Origin of the sequence: Streptosporangium sp. NPDC000239, assembly GCF_040300765.1 — a bacterium.
In the GTDB taxonomy this organism is placed as follows: Bacteria; Actinomycetota; Actinomycetes; order Streptosporangiales; family Streptosporangiaceae; genus Streptosporangium.
Genome location: NZ_JBEPEI010000003.1, coordinates 274,704 through 295,460, shown reverse-complemented (window position 1 = coordinate 295,460; position 20,757 = coordinate 274,704). Strand labels below are relative to the sequence as shown.

The window sequence follows — 20,757 nt, the reverse complement described above, 5'->3', positions numbered from 1 at the left end:
GGAGAGCCCCTCAGCCGGTGATCCCCAGCATCACCTCGGCGGCCGTCGGCCGTTCCCGGGGGTCCTTGGCCAGACAGTCGGCCACCAGCGCTCGGAGCGCCACAGGCAGCACGGACAGATCTGGGTGATGATTGACGATCATCTTGTAGACCGCAGGCAGGGAGGAGGCGTCGAAGACGTGCTTACCCGTTGCGCCGAAAAGCATGGTCGCACCCCAACTGAATAGGTCGGACGCCGGCCCGACCGGCTCACCGGAGATCTGCTCGGGAGACATGTAGGCCGGAGTGCCCTTGAGAACGCCGGAGGTCATCGTGATCTGGTCCAGCGCCCTGGCGATCCCGAAGTCGATCACGCGAGGACCGTCCGGGCCAAGCAGGACGTTGGCCGGTTTGAAATCCCGATGCACGATTCCTGCGGTGTGGATGCCCTTGAGCGCCGCCGCCGTCCCGACGGCCAGCCGGGTCAGACTGTCGCCGTCCCGTGGCCCCTTCTCCCTGACCAGTCGGTCCAGGGAGGGGCCGGGGACGTACTCGCTGACGATGTAGGCCAGGTCTCCGGCGACGTCGGCGTCGATCACTCTCGCCGTGGCGAAGGGACGCACCCGCCGGGCCATCGCGGCCTCCCTGACGAAGTTCTCGCGCTCGGCCGCGCCGCCCACGATCCGATTGTGCATCACCTTGATCACCACCTGCTGCCCGTCCAGCCCCTGCGCGAGGTAGACCGTCCCCTGGCCTCCCTCACCGAGCTTCCTAATCAGGGGGTACGGCCCAACCATGCCGAGGGAGCGGAAGATGGCCCCATCCACCATGCCGTTCTCCGAGGGTGAGGAAGGCGTCGGAGGAACTGACGGTGCTTGGTAGGGGCTGGTGGGAGACCGGTACGACGGAGAAGCCCGCGGAGTCTGATACGAAACGGTGGGAGGCCGGTACGGCGGCGCGGCAGGCGGAGCCTGGTACGAACTTGCAGCGGGCGGAGCCTGGTATACCGGTGGCATGGGGTGGTGCCGCCGCACCACCGAGGGCGCATGCCTTGGCGGTCGAGGCCCGAAGACCGCCGACCGGAGCACAAGCGTGTGTATCGTGCCGCCTAGCCAGCCTGTGAGCATCCAGATCGTCGCGGCCGTGTTGACGTGAGGATCCTGGGTCGCCGGATTATTGTCACTGAAAGTGATGGCGATCGTGCAATAGGCCATCAGCAGTAGGCCGTAGGCACCGGTCGCGAAGCTCAGGTTCCGGTTTTTCAGACGAAGTGCGGCGTGCCCGACGATGAAGGGCGTCGCGAATCCGCAGGTGTACAGCGGCGCCAGCGCCCAGACCAGGCTGAGGGGAAAACCCCGCCAGGAAGGCCGGTCGGGAATACGCCCGCCGGTGTCGCGGTGATGATAGGAGGCGGAACCACCGGCGGGATGCACGCTGAAAATAATACGAACCTCTCGGGTCCCGGCGGGAAAATCGCACAAAAGAACCGACGGCGTCGCGGATCGTCGTTCCGGAAGCCGAACTCGGACCCGCCCACGGCCAGAGCACGTCAGGTCACGCCGAGTCCGGCCAGTATTTGGGCGGAGAGACGGCCGGGTCCACGACGCGTAGACGGCTGGCAGGCATCGGATCGATGCCTCGCAGGATTACCAGACGCTGCCCCTCCGCTTCGGTGAGAAGCTCCAAGGTGACGGGAAGACCGGCGGCGACCGTGGCAATCGCGAGCCCTACTCCGGCCAGCCCTGGATGCCGGTGGGGATACTCGATCCGGTGCAGCCCGGAAGCCGCGATCGCCGCGACCTCCCTGGAACGCTGCATCTGCCGGGCGTCGTTCGTCAGAACGGCGTGAAATCCCTCATCCGCCGCACGAGGGTAGAGGCTCTCGTCCTTGGTCCCAGACCAGCGGTCGAGGTCGAGCAGGTGAACGATCTCATGATTCAGGATGAAGGCCTTGATGGCCTGGTGGAGAGGTCTGGAGACGTTCTCATCCAGCAGCAGCCTCACGCGACTCCCTGGGGGGATCGGGATCGTAACTGTCGACGTATTCAGCGAAGTCAGCGGCGTCCAGGGCCGCGGTGGCCGTGACACTCGGGTAGTAATCGGAGATCCGTTCCGCTGGAACCCCGTCTCGGAGCAGGGCGGCAACCTCGTCGTAAGGCACGCGAGTGCCTTCGATCACCGGCACTCCCCCGCGAACCGCCGGATCCACCGTCACATGGGGGCGAGGCTGTAGCAACGACGGGATGTGTCTGCCGTCTCGGTAGAAGGGCTGCAGAACGTCCACCATCTGGTGGATGACCACGTTGGCCTTCCTCCGCACCAGATCGACGGCCTGGTCAGAGGCCGCCAGGTAGATGGTTCCCGCGTCGGCGACCAGTTTGTAGCTCGACAGGTGCTCCCGCTCCTTCAGGTCGTCGCGGAGCGTGTCGAGCGCTCGCCTGATCTTCTGTAGCGACGCGTCGTTCCGCAGCTTGACGCAGGTCCGCAACGCGACCACATCACGGAAGGAGTACAGGACAGGACGCCTGCTGGAGACTTCGGGAATCAGCACCGCTCCACGCCTGGCACCGGTATTGCGCCAATGTGAGAGCTGGCGAAGCGTGGCCCCGGAGAGTGCCGCGGCCAGTTTCGGATCGTAGACCACTGCTTCTCCTTCCCGCATTCCGTATGCCGCTCTCTCGTGCCCCCATCATCACAAATCTCTCTCGCCCTGTCAGGCGTTACACGATCTTCGCCTCACCGATTCGATTCTTTGTCGAACGCGATGAACGTCACCGTCTCGCCCACCTGTCCGGTTGGAAAGTCAAATCTTTCGTTCCGGATGGTGAAGGCCATGACCTGGAGATGAAAGAGCAAAACACGATACGGCCTGAACCTGTCGACGGCCCCTCCTGATGGCACGGGCGCCCAGGACCACCCTTTGCACGTTCGAACAGTTCGGTAAATTCATTAAATAAAACACCAAAAACTATCAAACGAGACACCGAAGCAGGGATCGCCGAGCTCCTCGCATCAGCCGAACCCAGCCTCCCGGGTAGGTCACAGGAATCACGAACCACGTCGAAGAGCGGGGAAGTGGAGCAGGAGAATGCCGGGCTCGCCGCTGACGCGAATTCCATGGTTGTGACCGTGCGGAGAGATCGAAGTCATTATCCGATCCCCCAGAGCCTGGGCCCGTGGCGAATCGACGAGAGATCATGAATCCATGATCAGCTTTACATGGGACCTTAGGATGCCTCCAGAACAATCGATGTCAAGGTAAAATAACACTCCCCATCCGGTTAGAGGATCTTTCGCCCTTCGGTGGCAAGCTCATGGTGGTGCGCACCGGCCGCACCTACGGAAGGGGTGAGGTTGAAGCCGACAAGAAAGTCCACGCAGGACGTGCTCAAGGAGTTGGCGAAGCCATCGAACATAGCGGTTCACTCAAGTGCGGCACTGGTCGGCAGCGTGGAAAAGACCGCGGCAAAAGAAGACCGGAAACGGAAAGAGAAAGGAGGGCGGCAACTACGTCGGAAGGGCGGTCTTTCTGCCCTTCCGGGTTCTGAGGTCGGGAAGTCACTTCGACTGACTCCGTGGCATCTGCTACACAATCTCGCCCAGGCTCTCTCCTTGTCACGTCAAGGCGCCGGTCGCGGCCTTGCGGAACACTGGGGAAGCCTTAAATACTGCCAGGCGCTGACCGCAGCCCCCAATTCATACATACGATTGTCCAGCGAAGGCAAGGGCATAGCCCGGAACTACAAGAAGCTCCAGTCACACGAGCTGGCGCAGGGGCTCGCCCTGGCGCTGGCCAGGAATATCCTCGGAAAGCGCTACCCGGATCATTTCGTATCGATCATCGGCGCAGACGTCGTCATTCGTGCGGGATGGCCAAAAAGATCATCTGGCTATCCGTACCAGCCTGACTTCTTCGCAGAGGTCTGGAAGCCAGGTGAACCGTCGCGAGTCTTTCCGATGGCGGTCAAGGGGAACCACGGGCGAGGGCCTAATTCTTCCTATAGGCAGCTCGCGGCGTGCTCGGCCTATGCGGAGGCCGTGCACATCGGAACATGGGGCCGGACCCCCTGTCTCGTCTTCAGTATGGAGTTCTCAGCGGAGGGTCCCGTCACGACCCACTGCCTCCACGCCTCTGGAGAGGGTGGCTGGTTGTCTCCTTCACCCAAGCACCCGCTGGAGAACCTGGACGACGTCGCCAGGGACTTGAACCTCATGCCGGGAATCCAGCCTCCCCTCACAGGGAGCAAGGTCCCGGATTCCGAACCTGGGTTTCACGTCCAGCTCCAGCACTACCCCTGGTTCCATCACGTCCTGGCACGGACGGCCACGGCCGGAGTGGCGGCATTCGCCGGCGACGGTGGCACCACCGCCCAGTATCTGACCAAACGCCAGGGGCGTGATCGCTATGCCACCGGTTTCGCGCACCCTACGACAGGAAGTGTCAAGGACGCGGGTCATGTACTGTTCGACATCCCGTTCGTCGGCACGGACCACGTCTTCCGGTTGAACGACAAGCGTGTGGAGGCGTTCTCCGGAGTAGCGGAGGATCTGTTCACTCTCCTCTCCCCCAGAGGCAGGAACGACAAGCCGTTGCCGGGAGGAGTCGAGCAGTACCGCAGAGAGATATACGACAGACGTGGGACCTGGCCCGAGCAGGTATGGGACGAGGAATGGGGAGGTCCCGTCTCTGTCCACGAGGACGGAACCGTCCTGGCGATTCGCCTATTACGCCTCTGACCACTGACGACCTGGTGGCCGGAGCACACGTACTGATCCAGAAATGTGAACGTGATCGAGAGCGGGTGCCCAACAGCGGCTGTTTGCCCTCGATAGCGGCCTGGAAGCCTGCGGTACTTCGACAGAAGCGGAGGACTGTCCGCGCCGGAACAAGATCGGCGTGAAGCGCTGCGGCTCCAGGCCGCGAACATGTTCGCCGGAAAGATCTCACCGCCGCAGGTCGCCCGTCTGCCGGGCGTTACCCCGGCTCATCGAGCCGCCCACCGCGACGGCAACGAGGTCACCACCTGGATCAAGCGGACCTGGCCCGCGTAAAGCACCCGAGCCGCCTCACGATCTCCAGTTCGGAGCAACCTCCAGCTTCACTCTCAGTACTGTGTGGAGCACCACTTCTGCGGATGCTGATCCGCCGTCCTCTGGAGGACTGCCGTACTCGATGCGCCTCGCGCACGCCGGTTATCAAAGCACGTCAGGGCCACGACGCCACGCGCCCGACTTCTACAGCCCTGACCGGTCAAGCCTTCAAGTCGTTATGACTTCGCGCTTCAGGGGACGGTCAGGCTGCCGCCCGAAGCGTCCGTCGAACACCGATACCTTCTCGCTGACGATCGACGACCGGCATGAAAAGTCACCTGGACGTCATTTCTCAGAGACTTCCGGATGGAAGTCTCCACCCTCAGTCGAAAGTCGCTCGAAAATAACTCCGAGTAGCCGTCCAACTTCGAACCATCCGTATGATAGATGACAAGAAATGTCAACACTTGAATGTCATGCCATCCGTGCAGATGATCTTCTCAAGGAGATCACGAGGGCCAAAGCCAAAGGAGGGTAAGGGCCTCTCTCAGTCATCACCAGAAAGGCGAAAATGATTACCGGTAAGTGGCGCTTCATTGTCGTCTCAGCACTCTCCGCGATGGCTGTCACGGTGGCATCGGTCGTGACGCCTACGTCGCTTCTTGCCAACACCTGGCCATTCGATGGAATGTATCCCGACAAGAGCACGCACAGCTGGTGCTATCACTCATCGGTCAGCTCGACACTCAAGTCCTACATCCCGGGGGCGATGGACAATCTCTACACCTCGACCACCATTCCCGGAGTCCCTCAACACGCCACATGCGACTCACAGAATTCAAATCAAGACGGCGACCCGGCGACCGACGTCATGTGGATCCAGGGAAACCTGAACGGGGCGTTCGGAACCGCCCCCTGCTTCGTGGAGACGGCGTCCAACAGTACTCACTGCGACCAGCGAAAGGTGACCATAGCAGCCAGCACCATCGAGGCCTCACAGTACCCGCATCATCAGTATATTAAGACGGTGTGTCACGAGTTGGGACACACAGCCGGATTCGATCATTATTCGGCCCTTGCCAGCCCCCCGGCCATCCCGCCCGGAGGCGTGCTGGACTGCATGACCAGCGGAGATGTCAAATACGCCAGCAATCCTACCGGATCATGGATATGGCAATACAACAGTCACCACATCAATCACGCGAACTCATGGTGGCCCTGATTTGGAAAGGACTCAGTCAGTGAAGCGGTCTGTCGCTGTCCTCGCCATTGTTTCGGCCCTTGGCCTGAGCGGCTGTGCGGAGAAGGAGGCCACCGGTGGCATCTCCGCAGCCCAGGCTTCCCAGGAGAGGCGCGAAGCTCTTGACGTATCAGCCCTTCGGATCATGGAAGCCGACTTCCAGGCCTTACCCTCGCCGGAGGCGCTGGCCGGGGTTCAGTCGATTGTCGCTGCGGGTGTCGTGGACGGCTGGCAGGAAGGCCCCGCTCTGGCCTCCTATCCCAACGGACCTCTCGAACACCGGATTTTCCTCAGAATAAAGGTCACTCAGCCCCTGAAGGGGCTCAGGGAAGGGAAAATCAAAAACGATTCGGTGATCCTTGTTGACCTGTACCGAGGCGCTGTCGTCCGGGACGAGTCGAAAAAACCGGAGGAGTGGCTGCCCAGGAAGTCTCCAGAGGACTTCGAGAAGTCCATTCCCTCCGGCACCAGGGCTACGGTTTTCGTGAACGAGCACCTCCCGTACGACGGAGCCGTCGTGAAGCCGGGGGCACCCCTCCCCGAGAACGCCATTCTCACCAGCCCCCCTCCTCAGGGCCTCGTGTTCGAGGAGCAGGGACTTGCGCAGCAGAACAAGGCCGGTGTCCAGACACTCGTCGGCGGAATCGAACCGCTGGACGTCGCGGGAGCGCGATCGGGATGGCTGGAGCCCAAGAACATGGACGAACTGATCGACCGTCTCAAGCTTCATGGTTTCTCCGGATGAGATCTCAACAACCAGGCTAGAGACAACGTGCCCGCCGAACCGGCTCGCCGGGTGAATCCTTCACGAATCTAAGAACCCGCTTCCAGGGGCCGCCATGGTGATCGCATGCTTCAATCACCATGGCGGACAGGTTTTAAGAGGATTTGATGCTGAACTCTCGATTGGTATTGAGCGGCGAGTACCTTTCACGATGGAATGCCGCGGTTACGGCCCCGAGCAGCATGAGTGCTGAGGCACGACCGAGGTTGAAGACTGCGCAGCCGCGGCATCGTCGCGCGCATCGCCCGCCGGGGCGTCGAGTCCGCCCACCGACTCGGCCGGCACCGCCGGATCGTCGAGCGAACCGTCTCCTGGCTGTCCAACTGCCGTCGCTGCTACAAATGCCGAGTAGACCGCTCCGCAGCCTTCGTTGCCATCGCCGCAGCGCTTATTTACTATCGCCACCTCACCAAATAAGTCACGGTCTGGTCGACGATCGCCACCGTGTTGCACATAACCTCGCATTCAGCACTCGGCACCTCTATTGCGTGGCTAGAGTGAAATAACTACATATAGGACGAAAGGATGCGGTGGAGCCGATGACGTCGGGAGCGGGGCCTCTGTCACCGGACTTCAGCGGGATCGATCCCGAGCTGATGCAGGGCTTCATCGGCGCGTTGGAACGTGGCCGCGACGTGATCGGCGAGCAGTCCGAGCGGATCCGGCAGTTGCTGGCGAGGGCCGAGGTGTCGGCGGTGGGACTGCGGCCGATCAAGGAGATCGAGGGCTGGGTCGACGGCGAGCTGCCAGGGCTACGTAAGCGCCTGGAGACGATCCAGGCCGCCGACAAGCTGTCATGGCTGCCGGGTTCCCGGCTCGCCTCCTATGACGAGGGGAAGCTCCTCTCCCCCGCGGAGGCCCGCAAACAGGGAACGGACCTGGCCAAACAGCTACTGGCCGCCGAACCGGTCGACGTCCCCTGGTTCGGGCGCACCTCGTCCGAGGAGTACGAGAAGATCATCAAACAGCTGGAGGCCCACAAGAACGACTCCGATTACACCGCCGCCTTCTTCGCCGCCCTCGGCGTGAAGGGGACTCTGGGACTCCCTGTCCTGCTGCGCAAGAACATCGACACTCCCCACTTCCAGGCGACCCTCGGCCCACCCCGTTCCGACGACGAGGTCCTCCGTACGGTGAGCCAAGCCTTCGGCACCGCCGTCTCAGGAGGCTCACAGGTCCCCGGGTTCGCGAAGATCAAGGACACGGTACGGAATCCAGGCCAGTCAGGCGAGGACCGATTCGGGGCGAGCCTCCTGCTGAGCTCGGGCAAGTTTCCCGCCGAATGGCTGTCCGGCACGGTACTGGCCCACGGCCTGTCGGCGACCGGCAAGGCGAACCCCGGGCTTCTCTACGCTCTGGGAAACAACCCTGCCGCCGCACGTCAGACGATCACAGCGCTGGTCGGGCCGTACGCCAAGGACCAGTCGAAGCTGAAGACGCTCCTGAAGAACCTCAACGACCACGCCGGAGGCAAGTACGTCTCTTCGGCGGCCGACTCCGACGCCTTCGGCCGGATGCTCGCCGCGGCCGCCGGGGTCTATGACGAGGAGGACGGTAAGCACAGCGAGGAGTCAGCGGCGCTCGCCTTCACCGTGATGACGACCTTCGACGACCTCAAACTCGGCGAGGGGGTCCGTAAGCACCTGGCCGAGATCGCCGGCGCGTACGCCACGGAGATCACCGAGGGCGCGAACATCGGTGACGCGAACATGACCGAGGACAGCACGCTGAAGCCCTCGACCTCGACGTTCGGCACGACGTCGACGTTCACCCTGAGCCCGAAGGACACCTACCGTTTCCTGAAAACCTTCGCCGACTCGACCGAGAACCTCGCTCCGTTCGACGAGGGGATGGGACGGTTCTCCGAGAAGGTGATCGCCGACGCCTCGGCGAAGACGCGGCGGACCGGGGACGTCGAGCACATGGACCGGGTGTTCACCGCCCTGGGTAACGTCCGCGGTTTCGAGTTGGCGGCCGTCGAGAAGGTGCAGGGCAACCTGGACAAGCTCGACAAGCAGCAGGCCGACGCGCTCAAGTATCTGCGTGACACGGCTGTTGGAGCGGCGGGCCTCTACCTCTCTCCGACCGTCGCGGCTTCGTACTTCTGGACCCTGGTGGGCTTCTCCCTCTCCACCTACGACACCGCCAACGACATCTTCGGCGAAGAGGAGACCCGGGTGGACCGGGCCGACAAGAAAGACGCTATCGAGACCCTCGGCCGCCAGCACGCCTACGCCCAGATCCTCATGGCCAACGGTTTCAAGCCGAAGGTGACACCCACCGAGTTTCAGGCCTCCTGCCCGCCGGGCGTGGCCGTCGCCGACGCGAACGGCGACCTCAAACCGTTCTCCGAACTGATCAAACAGGGGAACAAGGGGCTTGAGGCCTTCGAGAGGTGGATAGCCGCCAATGGGATGGGGAGCAAGGACGAGCTCTCTCTAGGAGACCTGTCCGGCGCCATGGCAGACCGATTCGAGAGCCGCAACAAACGAGGGAGAGAACGAGGCTTAGCTTTCGACAGTTAACTCAGGAATTGGGGAGACACTCGGTTTCGCCCCGGACACCGTACTGTCCGTTTCTCGGCGACTCCAAGATGATCACTGTCTTGTATTTATCGCTGGCGAGCCGGATAGGACCTCTTCCGGGATCCTCGGCGATCCGATAGTTTGCCACCCGGGAGAGCGCCCCAAGCAGGAGATCATTGAGGCTGTCCGGCTCACGTTGCTCCGCCGAATCCTTACCGATGGCTGCGAAGGTCCGCTTCGCCTTGCCCTCACCGCAAGGGATGTCACGTCCACCCGGATCGGTGATCTGGACATCCAAAGCGTGACGTTCCTTCATCAGCTCGGTGATGTGCGCTTTGAGGGTCTCGCCTGCTTCAGCCGCCGTGGGGCCGCTGTCGCCGCAGCCGGCCACCGTCAGCAACGTCACCGCGCAAGCCGCGACGCCGAGCCGTACAGAACGTCCCATGAAATTCCTCCGGGGCTGGCCGATGTGTTGTAGATCCAATAATGTCCAATAGATCCGTCCGGTGTATCGGCATCCGAAGAGGGATACATGACAGATCTGGTGCCCAACCCGCGGCGTCAGGTGTTGGAACAGACATTGGTTGAGGTCAGGGCACGGATCGCCATTCTGGAGGCCGCACTCGACCCCGCCCATGGGCAGTTCACCGGTCAGCCGGTGTGGACGGGGCCGAAGGCCCGGACGTTCGCCGAGGATCTCACCGCCCGCCGCGCACGGCTCCGCCAGGCCGCCAGGGCACTCCTCGACACACTTGAGGACGAGCTCCGCGCCGTCCCGGAGAAGGTCCCACCTTCCGCCGCCCAACACTGACGCTCAGGACCGGCAGGCCGGGCACCGCCTGTCCGACCGGCGTGACAGGTGGGGAGATGAAGGATCATGGCTTTCGCCGTACCGACGCGACGACCGCCTGTCGGCGCCATGTCCGGATCCACCGGGTGTTCGCCCTCGCCCGACGCTTGTCCTCACCCTCTCCACAGGCATCCGGCACCGTCTTCATGGGCGCCTGGCGCCCGCCCTCACCACATGCGGGGTCATCCAGGCGCCGGTACGGCGGGCGGCGAGGCGAAAGGGGGCCGGCGCTGAGGAACGGCCTCCAGCCCGATGAGCCCTCTCTGTCACCGCACCGGATCAGACCTCAGGAGGCACAACCAGATCGTCGAGGCCGCCGCCCTTGATGACATCGAGGAACCCGGCCCACTCAGGAGGGGTGAAGGCCAGCACCGGACTGTCGGAGTCCTTGGAGTCACGGACCAGGAAGAGCCGGTCAGCGGCTGCCTCAAGTTCGGCTTGGGCGTTGTGGACAGCCCCAACCTCAACGCAGTTCTGTCCAGCGCCGCTCCGGGAACCCTTGCGCCAGACAGCGACCTCAACACAACTGCCGCCGTTTCCTCCGCTAAGGGTGCTCTTGCGCCAGACAGGTTCAGATAGCTCTTCGCGAGACACTCGAATCCCCTCTTGACACCTAGAAGTCCTCTTTGACGAGCTTCGCGATCATGTCAATGGATCCTCTTGGATCAAGCGCCGAAGCACGCAGATGGTCATATGCCAACGTATACGCCCTAAGCTCTTCAGGCTTCTCCAGATAAAGACTGCCAGTCATGTACTCCAGGTAGGTGACTTCGCCCACCCCTTCGGAGAAGGCCAGGATGGCGAAAGACCCAAGCATGGCTGTGTGTGCACCGATCGCGTAGGGCAAGACCTGAATAGTCACATTGGGCTGGGCCGAAACCTCTGCCAGATATCGAAGCTGTTCTTTCATGACGCGGGCGCCACCGACACGACGACGCAGAGATGCTTCGTTCATGATCGCCCAAAGGTGCATGGGACGTTCCGAGCGATTGAGCACGTCTTGGCGAGCCATACGCAGACTGACATACCGTTCTATCTCGTCAGGCGCATCGGTCGTCCGAGCAGCTTGGTAAACGGCACGAGCGTAGTCCTCGGTCTGCAGAAGACCGTGGACGAGCTCAGGTTCGTAGTTGCGGAGGGATGACGCCTCCGCCTCCAAACCTACGTAAACCTGGAACCACTGCGGGATGACATCGCTGTAGGCATGCCACCAACCTCGCTCTTTCGCCTGCTTTGCCAGCTGGATGAGCGCTTCGTACTCGGCTCCCTCACGAAGCCCGTAGAGCTGGAGCATGGCACGGACATCGTTGACGGATATTCGAAGAGTGCCACTCTCCACCTTGGTCATCCTGGACGTCGACCAGTCGAGGTGGTCGGCCACCTCCTCCTGTTTGAGGCCTGCCGCGCCACGAAGCTTTCGCAGCTCTTGCAGCAAGCGACGATGGCGAACGGTCGGCGAGAAGTCAGCCACGAGCCCTCCCTGAGCCATACGAACATCACGCATCGTAGTGATTTTTTGACTCTGTGCACCAAAGTACTTGCACCTGCAGTTCTGCAGGTGCAGATTGGCTATGCACTCCCCGAGCATATGCCGCTACTGAAGGTAACCATCTGTCTTCCGTGAGATGGCGGCACGGGCACGCGAAGGGCAGCCAGCAGCGATCAGAGCAACGCCTCCGTGAGGCGCAGAGAGGTGGTCAGATGCAAGAGCCCGATCATCAGAGTTGGAGATGGAAGGTCCAGCTTGTGGAGCTGGCGTGGGAGTTGGGCGAACTGGGGCTTGACGCCACGGTCAGGCTTCCGCCTGGGCGGCGGGCGAGTCTGGAGATCTTCGTGCCGTCGGGACCCGAGGGCATGGCACCTCGCCGAGGCCGCGTCTCGATGTTCGCCTGGCGTCGGCGTGACAACCAGGCGCCCCAGGTTGTCGATCACATTCGGACTGCCCTCGGGAAGATCGGGAAAGGTGTCACACCATGAAGACGCTGGGGATGCTCGGACAGGTCGCTCTCCCGGGGGAGATCTCCTCCGTCCCCGCCGCGCGGCGCCACGTCCGCGAGCTGCTGGACTCCGTCGGCCACACGGACAACGACGACGCACTCCTTCTGGTCACCGAAATCGTCTCCAACGCCGTACGGCACTCGCGCTCGGGCCGCCCCGGCGGGCGGGTGACGGTGTCCGTCGCCGCCCACGATGGAACGATCCACATCGACGTCACCGACGGCGGATCAGCCGATCGCCACCCCCGTCTCTGCTCGAAGGTGGACACTGACAGCGGCGGCGGACGTGGTCTGTGGCTGGTCCAGGAGATCGCCTCCGCCTGGGGCTGGCACGAGATCCCGGCCGGTCGGGTGGTCTGGTTCCGACTGGTTCCGGCCGGGTCGGCGGCTTCCTGCGGGTTTCGGCCGACGGGCGGGTGAGACACGATGATCCAGTGGGAGTACACACCCCGTTGCCTGAGCCCCCACGTCGCCTCCCCGCGCTCCCACTACGAGCCACTGATCTGGAACGCTCCAAGAACACGAGAGAAGGCCAGGGCCGTCCAGTGGACCTGTGATTGCGAAACGGTCTTCTACGAACTGTGCCAGGCGGGCGGCCTGCGCTTCATCCGCCGCACGAGACGTACGGCGGGCGGCCCGTCCATCGCGGAGAGCGACCGCTGGCCGACCGCCGAGGCCGACGCCATATGGACCGCCCTCCTGTTCGGCCTGGTCCGGTAACCGCCTTCCACTCCACCGGCGGGTCCTTCCGACCGCCCCCACGAACCCCATGGTGGGCTGGCCTTCCCCAATCCCGGCTCACCATGGCTCATTCCGGTACGGCGCGGCCCTCAGAAGAGCGGGTTCGTGGAGTCGTCCCCGTCCTTGGCCTGAGTGCTCCTCTTCGAGGCGGCACGAGCCCCCTTCTTCGCCCCCTTGTCGTGAAGCCCCTTGGCGACCTCCTCGGCGTACCGAGCGTGGTTGAGCTCCAGCAGCCGGTCCACCAACTCCCGCTGCACACCGGGCCCGACCGTGTAACGAGTCTCCCGGCCCACGGGGTGGTGACCGTGGTCGAGCTTGTCGACCAGATCGTCCCAGCCATACGCCCGGCAGACCGCCTCATCAATGGCCTTGTGAATCCGCCGCAGCTCGACGATGTCCTCATCCTTGCACTTGAGGTCGTTAACAAGGTTGTAGGTCGCGGTTAGGCCAGCTTGACGGGAGAGCATGAGGTCCCGCCGGAAGACGTCGAGCTGGTCGCCGAGACCGCGCATCTCCTGGGTGAGCTCAGGAAGGGGCAGGGTCTCAAAAACATCCGACGGCGTATAGCGAAGATCCGCTTTCATAGACGATGCCCGCGAACGCGCCCACCAGTAATGCGGTGCACTGGAAAGCAACGCAAGCATTGCCGTATCATCCGAGGCAAAGACACCAAGCATGTGTGAGAAAATTTGCCCAGTTGGCAACATAACTGGCATCGCAGTCTTACTGACTAATGTGATCACAATTACACGATTCAGCTTCGCGATGGCTGCCTGCATAGCTGGCGCGGGCCGCTTATATCTCCACCAGAACTTACGCAGCTGCGGATTGTTATTGGCCGCAAGAACGGGCTTTACCCGCTCCCGCAACTGAGCATAGCAATCAATATAACGACTCGCCCGCTCCTCAGGCCAGTCATAAAAATTAATTATCCACCTACGCCCCGAAGAGTCGACTCGAGAGTTAACATCCTCCCCATTGACGAAAGGGAACAGAATTTCTTCATTAGCGCTATCTAAATTAATTAGCTCACGCGCCCGTTCGGCGGACATCGTAAATCCGTCAATGACGGTAACTTCAATTCCCTTAAATGCCGCCCCCTGGCTGGCGCTCAGCCTACATGGGTCCCCGACCACTCGAGTTTCAGGGTCGAGAGATGAAGTTATTCCCGAAACGACCACATCATCTGCGACTCGCTCGGATTCTTCGCTAAGTGAAATAACGCTAGTCCAGACGGCACAGTATTCCAGTACCGCACTCCTAGACGGCCACGGCCTGCTCTTAACAGCCCGCCGAATCATTATACCGGCTTTCGTAAGCTGATCGAGCCCCACATCACGTGTGTCCCCTTGCGCTAGGGTATTAGTTGCGATTAGCCCGGTCTGCCCGCCACGATTCAGTAGATCATGAGCGCGAAGAACAAAATAAGCAACGAGGTCGGCACTGCCCCTGGCTCCCCGCCCAATGGCTCCTACCATGTACTCACGGTAGGAGATTCCCATGGCCCCGGTGAGTTTCTGCCCTCCCAGAAATGGCGGGTTGCCGATGACGGCGTCAAACCCGTGCCTCTGGAGAACTTCAGGAAAGATAAGAGGCCAGTGAATCGGCTGCCGGTCGAAGCTACCCTCCACCTTGTCAGTGGCAAACCAATCTCTCCGAGTATCCCGAGCCTCCACCTCCCCCCTGCCCTCATACACATCATTCGCCAGCTTCGCCGCCCGTTCCGAGCCCGCCCGAAGCCCCCGTTCCCCCTTCCCCGCAAACGCCAGTGCCGCCCCCACCGCCAAATCAGCGAACAGCCTCAACTGCCCCGACGCCACCTCCGCGTCCGCCAGCAGCGCCCGCTTCTTCGCCAGCGCCGCCAGAGGGTCGTCCCCCAGCTCGATCTCGGCGATTCTCCGGCGGCTCTCGGCCAGTTCGGCGACCTTGGAGCGGACCCCGGCCGTCCAGTCGAAGATGCCCTCGTGGATCTGGCGGCCCTTCGCCGGGTCCATGTGCATGTACTCAAGCTGCTCAAGCGAGGTGATCCCCAGCAGCGAGTCCCCCGCCACCAGCCGGTCGTCCACGAAGGTGAACGGCCTGGCCGGGTCCATGGAGACCAGCCAGAGGGACAGCTTGGCCATCTCGACGGCCATGGGGTTGATGTCGGCGCCGTACAGGCAGTGTTCGATGATCTGCCGCCGCGCCTCGATGACCAGCGGGTCCGCGTCGGCGTCGGCCGTACGCTCCTGGGCGGCCTCAAGGTAGGCGACCGCGCGCTCGTCGCCTTCGCGCGACCAGGCCTCGACCAGGGCGTCGCCCAGGTAACGCGCGGCGGCGACCAGGAAGGCGGCTGAGCCCATCGCGATGTCGGCGACCTTGAGCGCCAGGATCTCTCGCGACGCCTTCGGCTTCCACTCGGCCCGGTCGGCGGTCTGGAGCGGGCCGACCGTGTAGATCAACGGCTCCAGCGCTCCGGCGACGACCTCCTCGGCGAGTTTCCTCGGCGTGTAGTGGGTGCCGGTGTTCTTGCGCAGCGCCGACTCGGTGACATACAGCGTGCCGGACAGGATGACCACCGGCAGGCCGCGCAGGTCCTCCCGGAGGATCCCGAAGAACGGCAGCAACTTGCGGGTCAGCTCGGCGTCACCGTCGGTGGCCGCCAGCAGCCTGCGGGTCGCCTCCAGCTCGGCCGCCTCGTCCAGCGGGGCCAGCCGCCGGGCCAGGGCACCCGCCGTGCCGATGCCTGAGTCCTTGTACTTCTCGGCGAGCTTGGCGGCGAACCCGGCGTCGGCCGTACCGCCGAAACCGGCGGCGAGGTGTTCGAGGTCGACGAGGTCGACCTCCTCCTCCCGGCCCGGCTTGCCGACGAGACCCACGACGGTGTCGGCGGCGCGGCGGCCGTCGAACGACAACAGGCCCTCGTAGACGTAGCCGATCTGCTCGACGTCCAGGGAGCGGAAGCTGAGTTTCCGCCGCTCACGGTTCTTCCCGGTGCCGACCTCGACGTACTGCACGGCCCTGAGCATGTGCAGGACGGTCCGGTCGTCGATGGTCAACGGCATCCACGCGCAGGTGTCGGGGTCGAACAGCGAACCGTCGTGCGGGTGCATGGTCAGGCGGGGGTGGTCGACGCCCCGGTAGACGGCCTCGAAGACGGCCAGCAGGCGGTGCCAGGCGCCGTAGCCGTGGGTCAGCTCCTCCTCGGTACCCTCGATCGCGCGCTGTTCCAGCTCGGCGCAGAGCCGTCCGGCGGAGTAGGAGGCGGCGTAGACCTCGTTGTCGGCGGGCAGCAGCCTGCGTTCCTCGGCGAACAGCAGGAAGACGACGCGCATCATCACGGCCACCGCGCCGCGGTAGACCTCGTGCGCCGTGACGTCGTCGCGCACGCCGGCCCGGCCGATCGCGGTGACGAGCAGCTCGACGGCCTGACGCACCTGGACGCCGAGGGCCTCGGTGATCTCCTCCTGGCTGTCGAGGCTGGCGGCCAGCAACGCGGGCAGCCGCTCGCCCTCGGGGACGGCGAAGAACCGGTCGACGTCGAGCAGCGAGACGAACGCGCGCAGGACGTCGCGCTCGGCGGCCTCCGGCCAGGGGATCGCGTCGAAGACGGCGGTGGTGGTGACGCCGCCCTTGGGCGCCCAGACGAGGGTCCACCAGCGGCCGTCGGTGACCAGGCCGAGCTCGACGCCGTGGTGGCGGCAGAGCTGGGCCATCCGGTCGGCGGGGGTGGCGGCCCAGCCGGAGGTGCGCATCCTCGCCGTGGGGTGCCCCTTGCTGACCATCCCCAGCAGCCGGACGTTCCCCATTGCGCCCGAGTCCGACGCCTTCCCCGTCGCGCCCGAGTCCGACGCCTTCCCCGTCGCGCCCGAGTCCGACGCGATGTCGGGCTTGGGCTCCTGCCCGGGTACGGCCAGCGCGAACGACGGGGTGATGGAGGTGTCGTGCTCGGGCACCTGGACCGTGAGCGCGTCGAGGCCGCCGATGTGCACGGCGTCGTCCCAGCGCAGCAGCTCGCGCAGGACGTAGCCGATCCAGGCGCGGCGGTCGCCGCCCGCCTGCCAGGTGGCGTGCTCGACCCGGAGTCGTTCGCGCCGCCGTTTGTCGAGCGAGTCAAGTGAGGGCCAGGCGGAGCGGAGCACGGGCAGGCTGAGGAACGGGCCCGACACCTCGACGAGGCTCAGCCACTCCTGGTGGCCGGCGTCGCGGCTCTGGGGGAAACGGCGGTTCATCGGACGGCCTCCCGCTTCGGCACGACGAAGACCACGGCGACCGGGAAGCGGTGCGGCTTCGGGTCGTGGTAGCGGGCCGCGATCGTGTCAAGCTCGCGGTCGCGTTCCTCTGCGAGGCGGGACAAGCGTTCCTCCCATGATCTGCGGTCCTTGCGGTACTGGTCGAGTTCTTCCTTGCTTCTGGCCGCCTCGACGCGGCTGAACAGGGCGTCCTCGTCGTCTCCCTCGGCGAGCTTGGCGCGGAGCGTGGCCTCGAACCGCTCCAGGTTGGCCCTGATCCTGGCCTGCTCGGACTCCAGGCGCTGGGTGAGCTTGCGCGCGAGCTGTTCGCGCTTCTGCTCCTTCCCGTTGACGCGCCAGTCGATCGACTGCACGACGGCGTCGACGGCCCTCGGCCAGAGTCCGGCCAGGCGATGCCGTACCGGGGTGGAGGCGGGGGTGCCGTGGGCGAGCCCCCGGCCCAGCAGTCCGCTGAGCGTGGTGAGGTTCTCCAGGCGCTTGAACCGGCCGTTCTCGGGGATCCAGCCTCCGGCGTGCAGGACCTCCTCGTGCAGCCGGACACCGTCGCCGCCGACCAGGACGAAGCGGAAGAACGCCCCAACGAGCGTGGTCTCCAGCTCGGGGTCGTCGCTGACGACGGCGGTCACCCGGTGCAGGCCGATCTCGGGGTTGGAGACGGCGGCCCGCAGCAGCCGGGTGGACATGGCCACGAGCGGGTGACCCAGGTGGGCGAGGACCACGTCGTCGCGGATCCGGCCGTCCGGGGCGAGGGTCGCCTTCGCGTCGAAGGTGACCGGACGCTGCCGGGGCGGCTCGTCCTTCTTCCTGAGTTTGGTGGCGAGCCCGGCCGTCGCGCGCTCCCAGGAGCCGGTGAGCGGCGGCACGTCGTACAGGTCCTCGGCGAGGTGCTTGTCGTCGAGGTGGTCGCGCAGCGGCTGCTGGCGGGCCAGGCCGAGCGCGGTGTCGACGACCCTTCTCACCCCGGCCGGGGTGATGCCCAGCTCGCGCACGGTGTCGTCGAGGTTGGCGCGAAGCCTGCGCACCTGCTCGCCGACGTTCATCTCGGCGGGAACCGTGCCCCTGCCGCCCGCCCGTTCGACGTCGTAGTCGGGGATGTCGTTGAGCATCCGCCTCTGCACGGCCTCGGCCAGCACGGCGTTGACCGAGCCGAGGTCGTCCTCCATCTGGGCGACCTTCCTGGCCACCCGGGCCAGGAACTCAAGGTCGGCCTCGTAGGAGTCGACGGCGCCGTCCCAGCCGGTGCCGACGAAGTGGCGGATGTCCGGGGTGTTCTTCTGCCCCCACCGGTCGACGCGGCCGATGCGCTGCTCCAGCTTGTTGGGGTTGAACGGAATGTCGTAGTTGACCAGGCGGTGGCAGTGGTTCTGCAGGTCGATACCCTCGCTGGCGGCGTCGGTGGCCAGCAGGACGCGGACGGGGTGCTCGGCGGGGTCGGTCTGGAAGGCCACCCTGAGCTGCTCGCGCTCCTCTGCGGCGATTCCGCCGTGCAGGATGGCGAGCCGGTCCCCGGCGAGGTCCTCCTGGCGGAGCAGCTCGGCCAGCCACTTCTGGGTGTCGCGGTACTCGGTGAAGACGACGACCCGCTCGTTGGTCCAGTCCCTGTCGGGGCGGCAGACGGCCCGAAGGTAGGTGATCAGCTCGCGGGCCTTGGCGTCGGGGGCGGCGGCGTAGTCAAGGGCCCAGCCGCGCATATGGGTGAGCAGCGCGACCTCTTCCTCCGTCGCGGCGCCCTGCAGCGGGGCGGCCATGCCGACGGCGTCGTCCTCCGCCTCGGCGAGCGGCTCGTCGTCGAGGGTGGCCGTCTCCTCCCAGAAGTCCTCCATCCAGTCCGGAGTCTCATCGTCGTCCGCCACGGTCTGCGAGGCGGAGGTGACGTTGCTCAGGTAGACGCCGACGGTGTGGGCGAAGGCGGCGGGGCTGGAGAACAACCGCTTCTTCAGCAGCAGCGTGACCAGGTCGGCGGCCTTGCGTCCCTTCACGCTCCGGTTGAGCCGGGAACGGCGAATCTCGGCGAACTCCTTGAGCAGGGCGTGGATCTCCCGCTCGTCGTCCGGGTAACGCACCGGGATGGCGTGGGCGGCGCGGTCCAGGAAGCGCTTGGTGCCGTCGGCGCCGACGATGTGCCGCTTGAGACGGCGCACCACGGTCTCCCCGACGGCGGCCTGGTCGGGCTCGACGCCCCTGGCGAAACGCTGGTCGTCGAGGATCTCCAGCAGCGCGGTGAAGCTGGCCTGGTAGCCGTTGTGCGGGGTGGCCGACAGGAAGAGCCGGTGGGTGAAGTGCGGGGCGAGACGGCGGATCAGCTTGGTCTGCTGGGAGTCGACCGCGTAGACCTGCTTGGGCGCGGCGGGGGCGACGTGGTGGGCCTCGTCGAGGATGAGCAGGTCGAAGCGGCGTTCCAGACCCGACGGGTCGAGCACCTCGTCGAGGAGGCGCTGTGCCTTCTGGCCGCGCAGCCACGGCAGGCTGACGATGGTCAGCGGGTGGATCCGGAAGGGATTGGCGGCGCTGCCGTACGTACGACGCACGATCGCGCAGCGCTCGGTGTCGACGATCGTGAAGTCCAGACCGAACTTCTCGGCCATCTCGTCGCGCCACTTGAGGGTGAGCCCCGCCGGACAGACGATCATGATGCGGTGGGCGCGCTGACGCAGCAGCAGCTCCTGGGCGACAAGCCCGGCCTCGATGGTTTTGCCGAGTCCGACGTCGTCGGCGAGCAGCAGGTTCACGCGGGGCGCGTCGAGGGCACGGGCGACCGGTTCGAGCTGGTAGTCCTCAATGGCCACGCCGGAGCGGAACGGCGCTTGGAGCGTCTTGACGTCGGCGCTGGTCACGGCGGACCAGCGGATCGCGTCGAGGAAGGCGGCCAGCCGCTCGGGCGGGTCGAAGCCCTCGGGGGTGACGTCGGGCAGCGAGCCGCTCGGCAGGACGCGACGGCCCGGCTCGATCTCCCAGATGACGTCGAGCCTGTCGTCGTAGCGGCCGTCCTCGACGCTCTGCAGGCTCACCAGGGTGCCGGTGCCTCCGGTGTGAACCTCACCGACCACCCAGCTCTGCCCGCGGACCGAGACCAGGTCTCCGATGGCCGGTCCCACGGACGTCGCACTCGTCACCATTCGCTCCTCGTCAACGGCTTCCCACCGGCACCCGCCCACGCCCCACTCCCCGGCGATCGCACGGACAGCGAAGGGCGGTCGAACCAGTCTGGCAGGAGTCGGGAGGCCAGAAAGTCAATCGTCCCGGGAACGTTCCCCGAGGACGCGGAGGGAACTGTACGCCACTTCCTGTTTCATGTCCACGCAAAAAATCATCTGTGCGCTTAGTTCACATTTTCAAAGAGATGCTCTACTGTCCATTCGTGTGACGCGGGCCGCCTCCG

At 64.6% G+C, this 20,757-nt stretch carries 15 protein-coding genes and 2 pseudogenes; 9 read left to right on the top strand and 8 right to left on the bottom strand.

What is annotated here, in order from left to right; all coding sequences use genetic code 11:
* Positions 1–10: 10 nt before the first annotated feature.
* From ABT340_RS10495 to ABT340_RS10485, 3 genes are all read right to left on the bottom strand, one after another.
* On the bottom strand, positions 11–808 hold the full coding sequence (locus tag ABT340_RS10495) for a serine/threonine-protein kinase (RefSeq protein WP_352010424.1): 798 nt from the start codon (positions 806–808) through the stop codon (positions 11–13).
* A gap of 724 nt (positions 809–1,532) precedes the next feature.
* Positions 1,533–1,982, bottom strand: a complete 450-nt coding sequence (locus ABT340_RS10490; protein WP_352010423.1) for a PIN-like domain-containing protein — start codon at positions 1,980–1,982, stop codon at positions 1,533–1,535.
* Entirely contained in the window at positions 1,963–2,622 is a 660-nt protein-coding gene (locus tag ABT340_RS10485) for a DUF433 domain-containing protein (RefSeq protein ID WP_352010422.1), read from the bottom strand. Before ABT340_RS10485 ends, ABT340_RS10490 begins: the two co-directional genes overlap by 20 nt.
* A gap of 740 nt (positions 2,623–3,362) precedes the next feature.
* Between ABT340_RS10485 and ABT340_RS10480 the strand changes: the two genes are divergently transcribed.
* The 6 genes and pseudogenes from ABT340_RS10480 (at position 3,363) to ABT340_RS10455 (ending at position 9,558) form a co-directional block, all read left to right on the top strand.
* On the top strand, positions 3,363–4,715 hold the full coding sequence (locus ABT340_RS10480; protein ID WP_352010421.1) for a hypothetical protein: 1,353 nt from the start codon (positions 3,363–3,365) through the stop codon (positions 4,713–4,715).
* Between the two features lie 108 nt (positions 4,716–4,823).
* Positions 4,824–4,958: pseudogene (locus ABT340_RS42440) on the top strand (IS630 family transposase); the annotation flags it as partial.
* Between the two features lie 622 nt (positions 4,959–5,580).
* Positions 5,581–6,231, top strand: a complete 651-nt coding sequence (locus tag ABT340_RS10470) for a hypothetical protein (RefSeq protein WP_352010419.1) — start codon at positions 5,581–5,583, stop codon at positions 6,229–6,231.
* Between the two features lie 19 nt (positions 6,232–6,250).
* On the top strand, positions 6,251–6,994 hold the full coding sequence (locus ABT340_RS10465) for a hypothetical protein (protein ID WP_352010418.1): 744 nt from the start codon (positions 6,251–6,253) through the stop codon (positions 6,992–6,994).
* 252 nt (positions 6,995–7,246) lie between these two features.
* A pseudogene (locus ABT340_RS10460) lies at positions 7,247–7,450 on the top strand (IS5/IS1182 family transposase); the annotation flags it as partial.
* Positions 7,451–7,572: 122 nt separating this feature from the next.
* Positions 7,573–9,558 (top strand): DUF6571 family protein, encoded by a 1,986-nt coding sequence (locus ABT340_RS10455; protein WP_352010417.1) that lies wholly within the window; start codon positions 7,573–7,575, stop codon positions 9,556–9,558.
* Between the two features lies 1 nt (position 9,559).
* Here ABT340_RS10455 and ABT340_RS10450 read toward each other — a convergent pair whose 3' ends face one another.
* On the bottom strand, positions 9,560–10,003 hold the full coding sequence (locus ABT340_RS10450) for a hypothetical protein (protein ID WP_352010416.1): 444 nt from the start codon (positions 10,001–10,003) through the stop codon (positions 9,560–9,562).
* A gap of 87 nt (positions 10,004–10,090) precedes the next feature.
* Here ABT340_RS10450 and ABT340_RS10445 point away from each other — a divergent pair, with 87 nt between their 5' ends.
* Complete coding sequence (locus ABT340_RS10445; RefSeq protein ID WP_352010415.1) at positions 10,091–10,369, top strand: hypothetical protein; 279 nt, start codon at positions 10,091–10,093, stop codon at positions 10,367–10,369.
* A 318-nt stretch (positions 10,370–10,687) separates the two neighbouring features.
* Here ABT340_RS10445 and ABT340_RS10440 read toward each other — a convergent pair whose 3' ends face one another.
* Both ABT340_RS10440 and ABT340_RS10435 read right to left on the bottom strand, forming a co-directional pair.
* Positions 10,688–11,002 (bottom strand): DUF397 domain-containing protein, encoded by a 315-nt coding sequence (locus ABT340_RS10440; RefSeq protein WP_352010414.1) that lies wholly within the window; start codon positions 11,000–11,002, stop codon positions 10,688–10,690.
* 19 nt (positions 11,003–11,021) lie between these two features.
* On the bottom strand, positions 11,022–11,879 hold the full coding sequence (locus ABT340_RS10435) for a helix-turn-helix domain-containing protein (RefSeq protein ID WP_352010413.1): 858 nt from the start codon (positions 11,877–11,879) through the stop codon (positions 11,022–11,024).
* A gap of 502 nt (positions 11,880–12,381) precedes the next feature.
* Here ABT340_RS10435 and ABT340_RS10430 point away from each other — a divergent pair.
* Together ABT340_RS10430 and ABT340_RS10425 are read left to right on the top strand one after the other, a co-directional pair.
* On the top strand, positions 12,382–12,825 hold the full coding sequence (locus ABT340_RS10430) for an ATP-binding protein (protein ID WP_352010412.1): 444 nt from the start codon (positions 12,382–12,384) through the stop codon (positions 12,823–12,825).
* Between the two features lie 6 nt (positions 12,826–12,831).
* On the top strand, positions 12,832–13,125 hold the full coding sequence (locus tag ABT340_RS10425) for a hypothetical protein (RefSeq protein ID WP_352010411.1): 294 nt from the start codon (positions 12,832–12,834) through the stop codon (positions 13,123–13,125).
* A 110-nt stretch (positions 13,126–13,235) separates the two neighbouring features.
* Here the strand turns inward: ABT340_RS10425 and ABT340_RS10420 are convergent, their stop codons facing one another.
* Positions 13,236–17,357: an Eco57I restriction-modification methylase domain-containing protein gene (locus ABT340_RS10420; RefSeq protein ID WP_352010410.1), complete on the bottom strand. Its 4,122-nt coding sequence runs from the start codon at positions 17,355–17,357 to the stop codon at positions 13,236–13,238.
* Positions 17,354–20,494: a DISARM system SNF2-like helicase DrmD gene (gene drmD / locus ABT340_RS10415; RefSeq protein ID WP_352010409.1), complete on the bottom strand. Its 3,141-nt coding sequence runs from the start codon at positions 20,492–20,494 to the stop codon at positions 17,354–17,356. Before drmD ends, ABT340_RS10420 begins: the two co-directional genes overlap by 4 nt.
* Between the last annotated feature and the right edge of the window lie 263 nt (positions 20,495–20,757).

Coding starts and splice junctions, on each gene's coding strand:
- ABT340_RS10495 (WP_352010424.1), bottom strand. CDS start 808: ATGGTGGATGGGGCCATCTTCCGCTCCCTCGGCATGGTTGGGCCGTAC.
- ABT340_RS10470 (WP_352010419.1), top strand. CDS start 5,581: ATGATTACCGGTAAGTGGCGCTTCATTGTCGTCTCAGCACTCTCCGCG.
- ABT340_RS10455 (WP_352010417.1), top strand. CDS start 7,573: ATGACGTCGGGAGCGGGGCCTCTGTCACCGGACTTCAGCGGGATCGAT.
- ABT340_RS10450 (WP_352010416.1), bottom strand. CDS start 10,003: ATGGGACGTTCTGTACGGCTCGGCGTCGCGGCTTGCGCGGTGACGTTG.
- ABT340_RS10445 (WP_352010415.1), top strand. CDS start 10,091: ATGACAGATCTGGTGCCCAACCCGCGGCGTCAGGTGTTGGAACAGACA.
- ABT340_RS10430 (WP_352010412.1), top strand. CDS start 12,382: ATGAAGACGCTGGGGATGCTCGGACAGGTCGCTCTCCCGGGGGAGATC.
- ABT340_RS10425 (WP_352010411.1), top strand. CDS start 12,832: ATGATCCAGTGGGAGTACACACCCCGTTGCCTGAGCCCCCACGTCGCC.
- ABT340_RS10420 (WP_352010410.1), bottom strand. CDS start 17,357: ATGAACCGCCGTTTCCCCCAGAGCCGCGACGCCGGCCACCAGGAGTGG.
- drmD (WP_352010409.1), bottom strand. CDS start 20,494: ATGGTGACGAGTGCGACGTCCGTGGGACCGGCCATCGGAGACCTGGTC.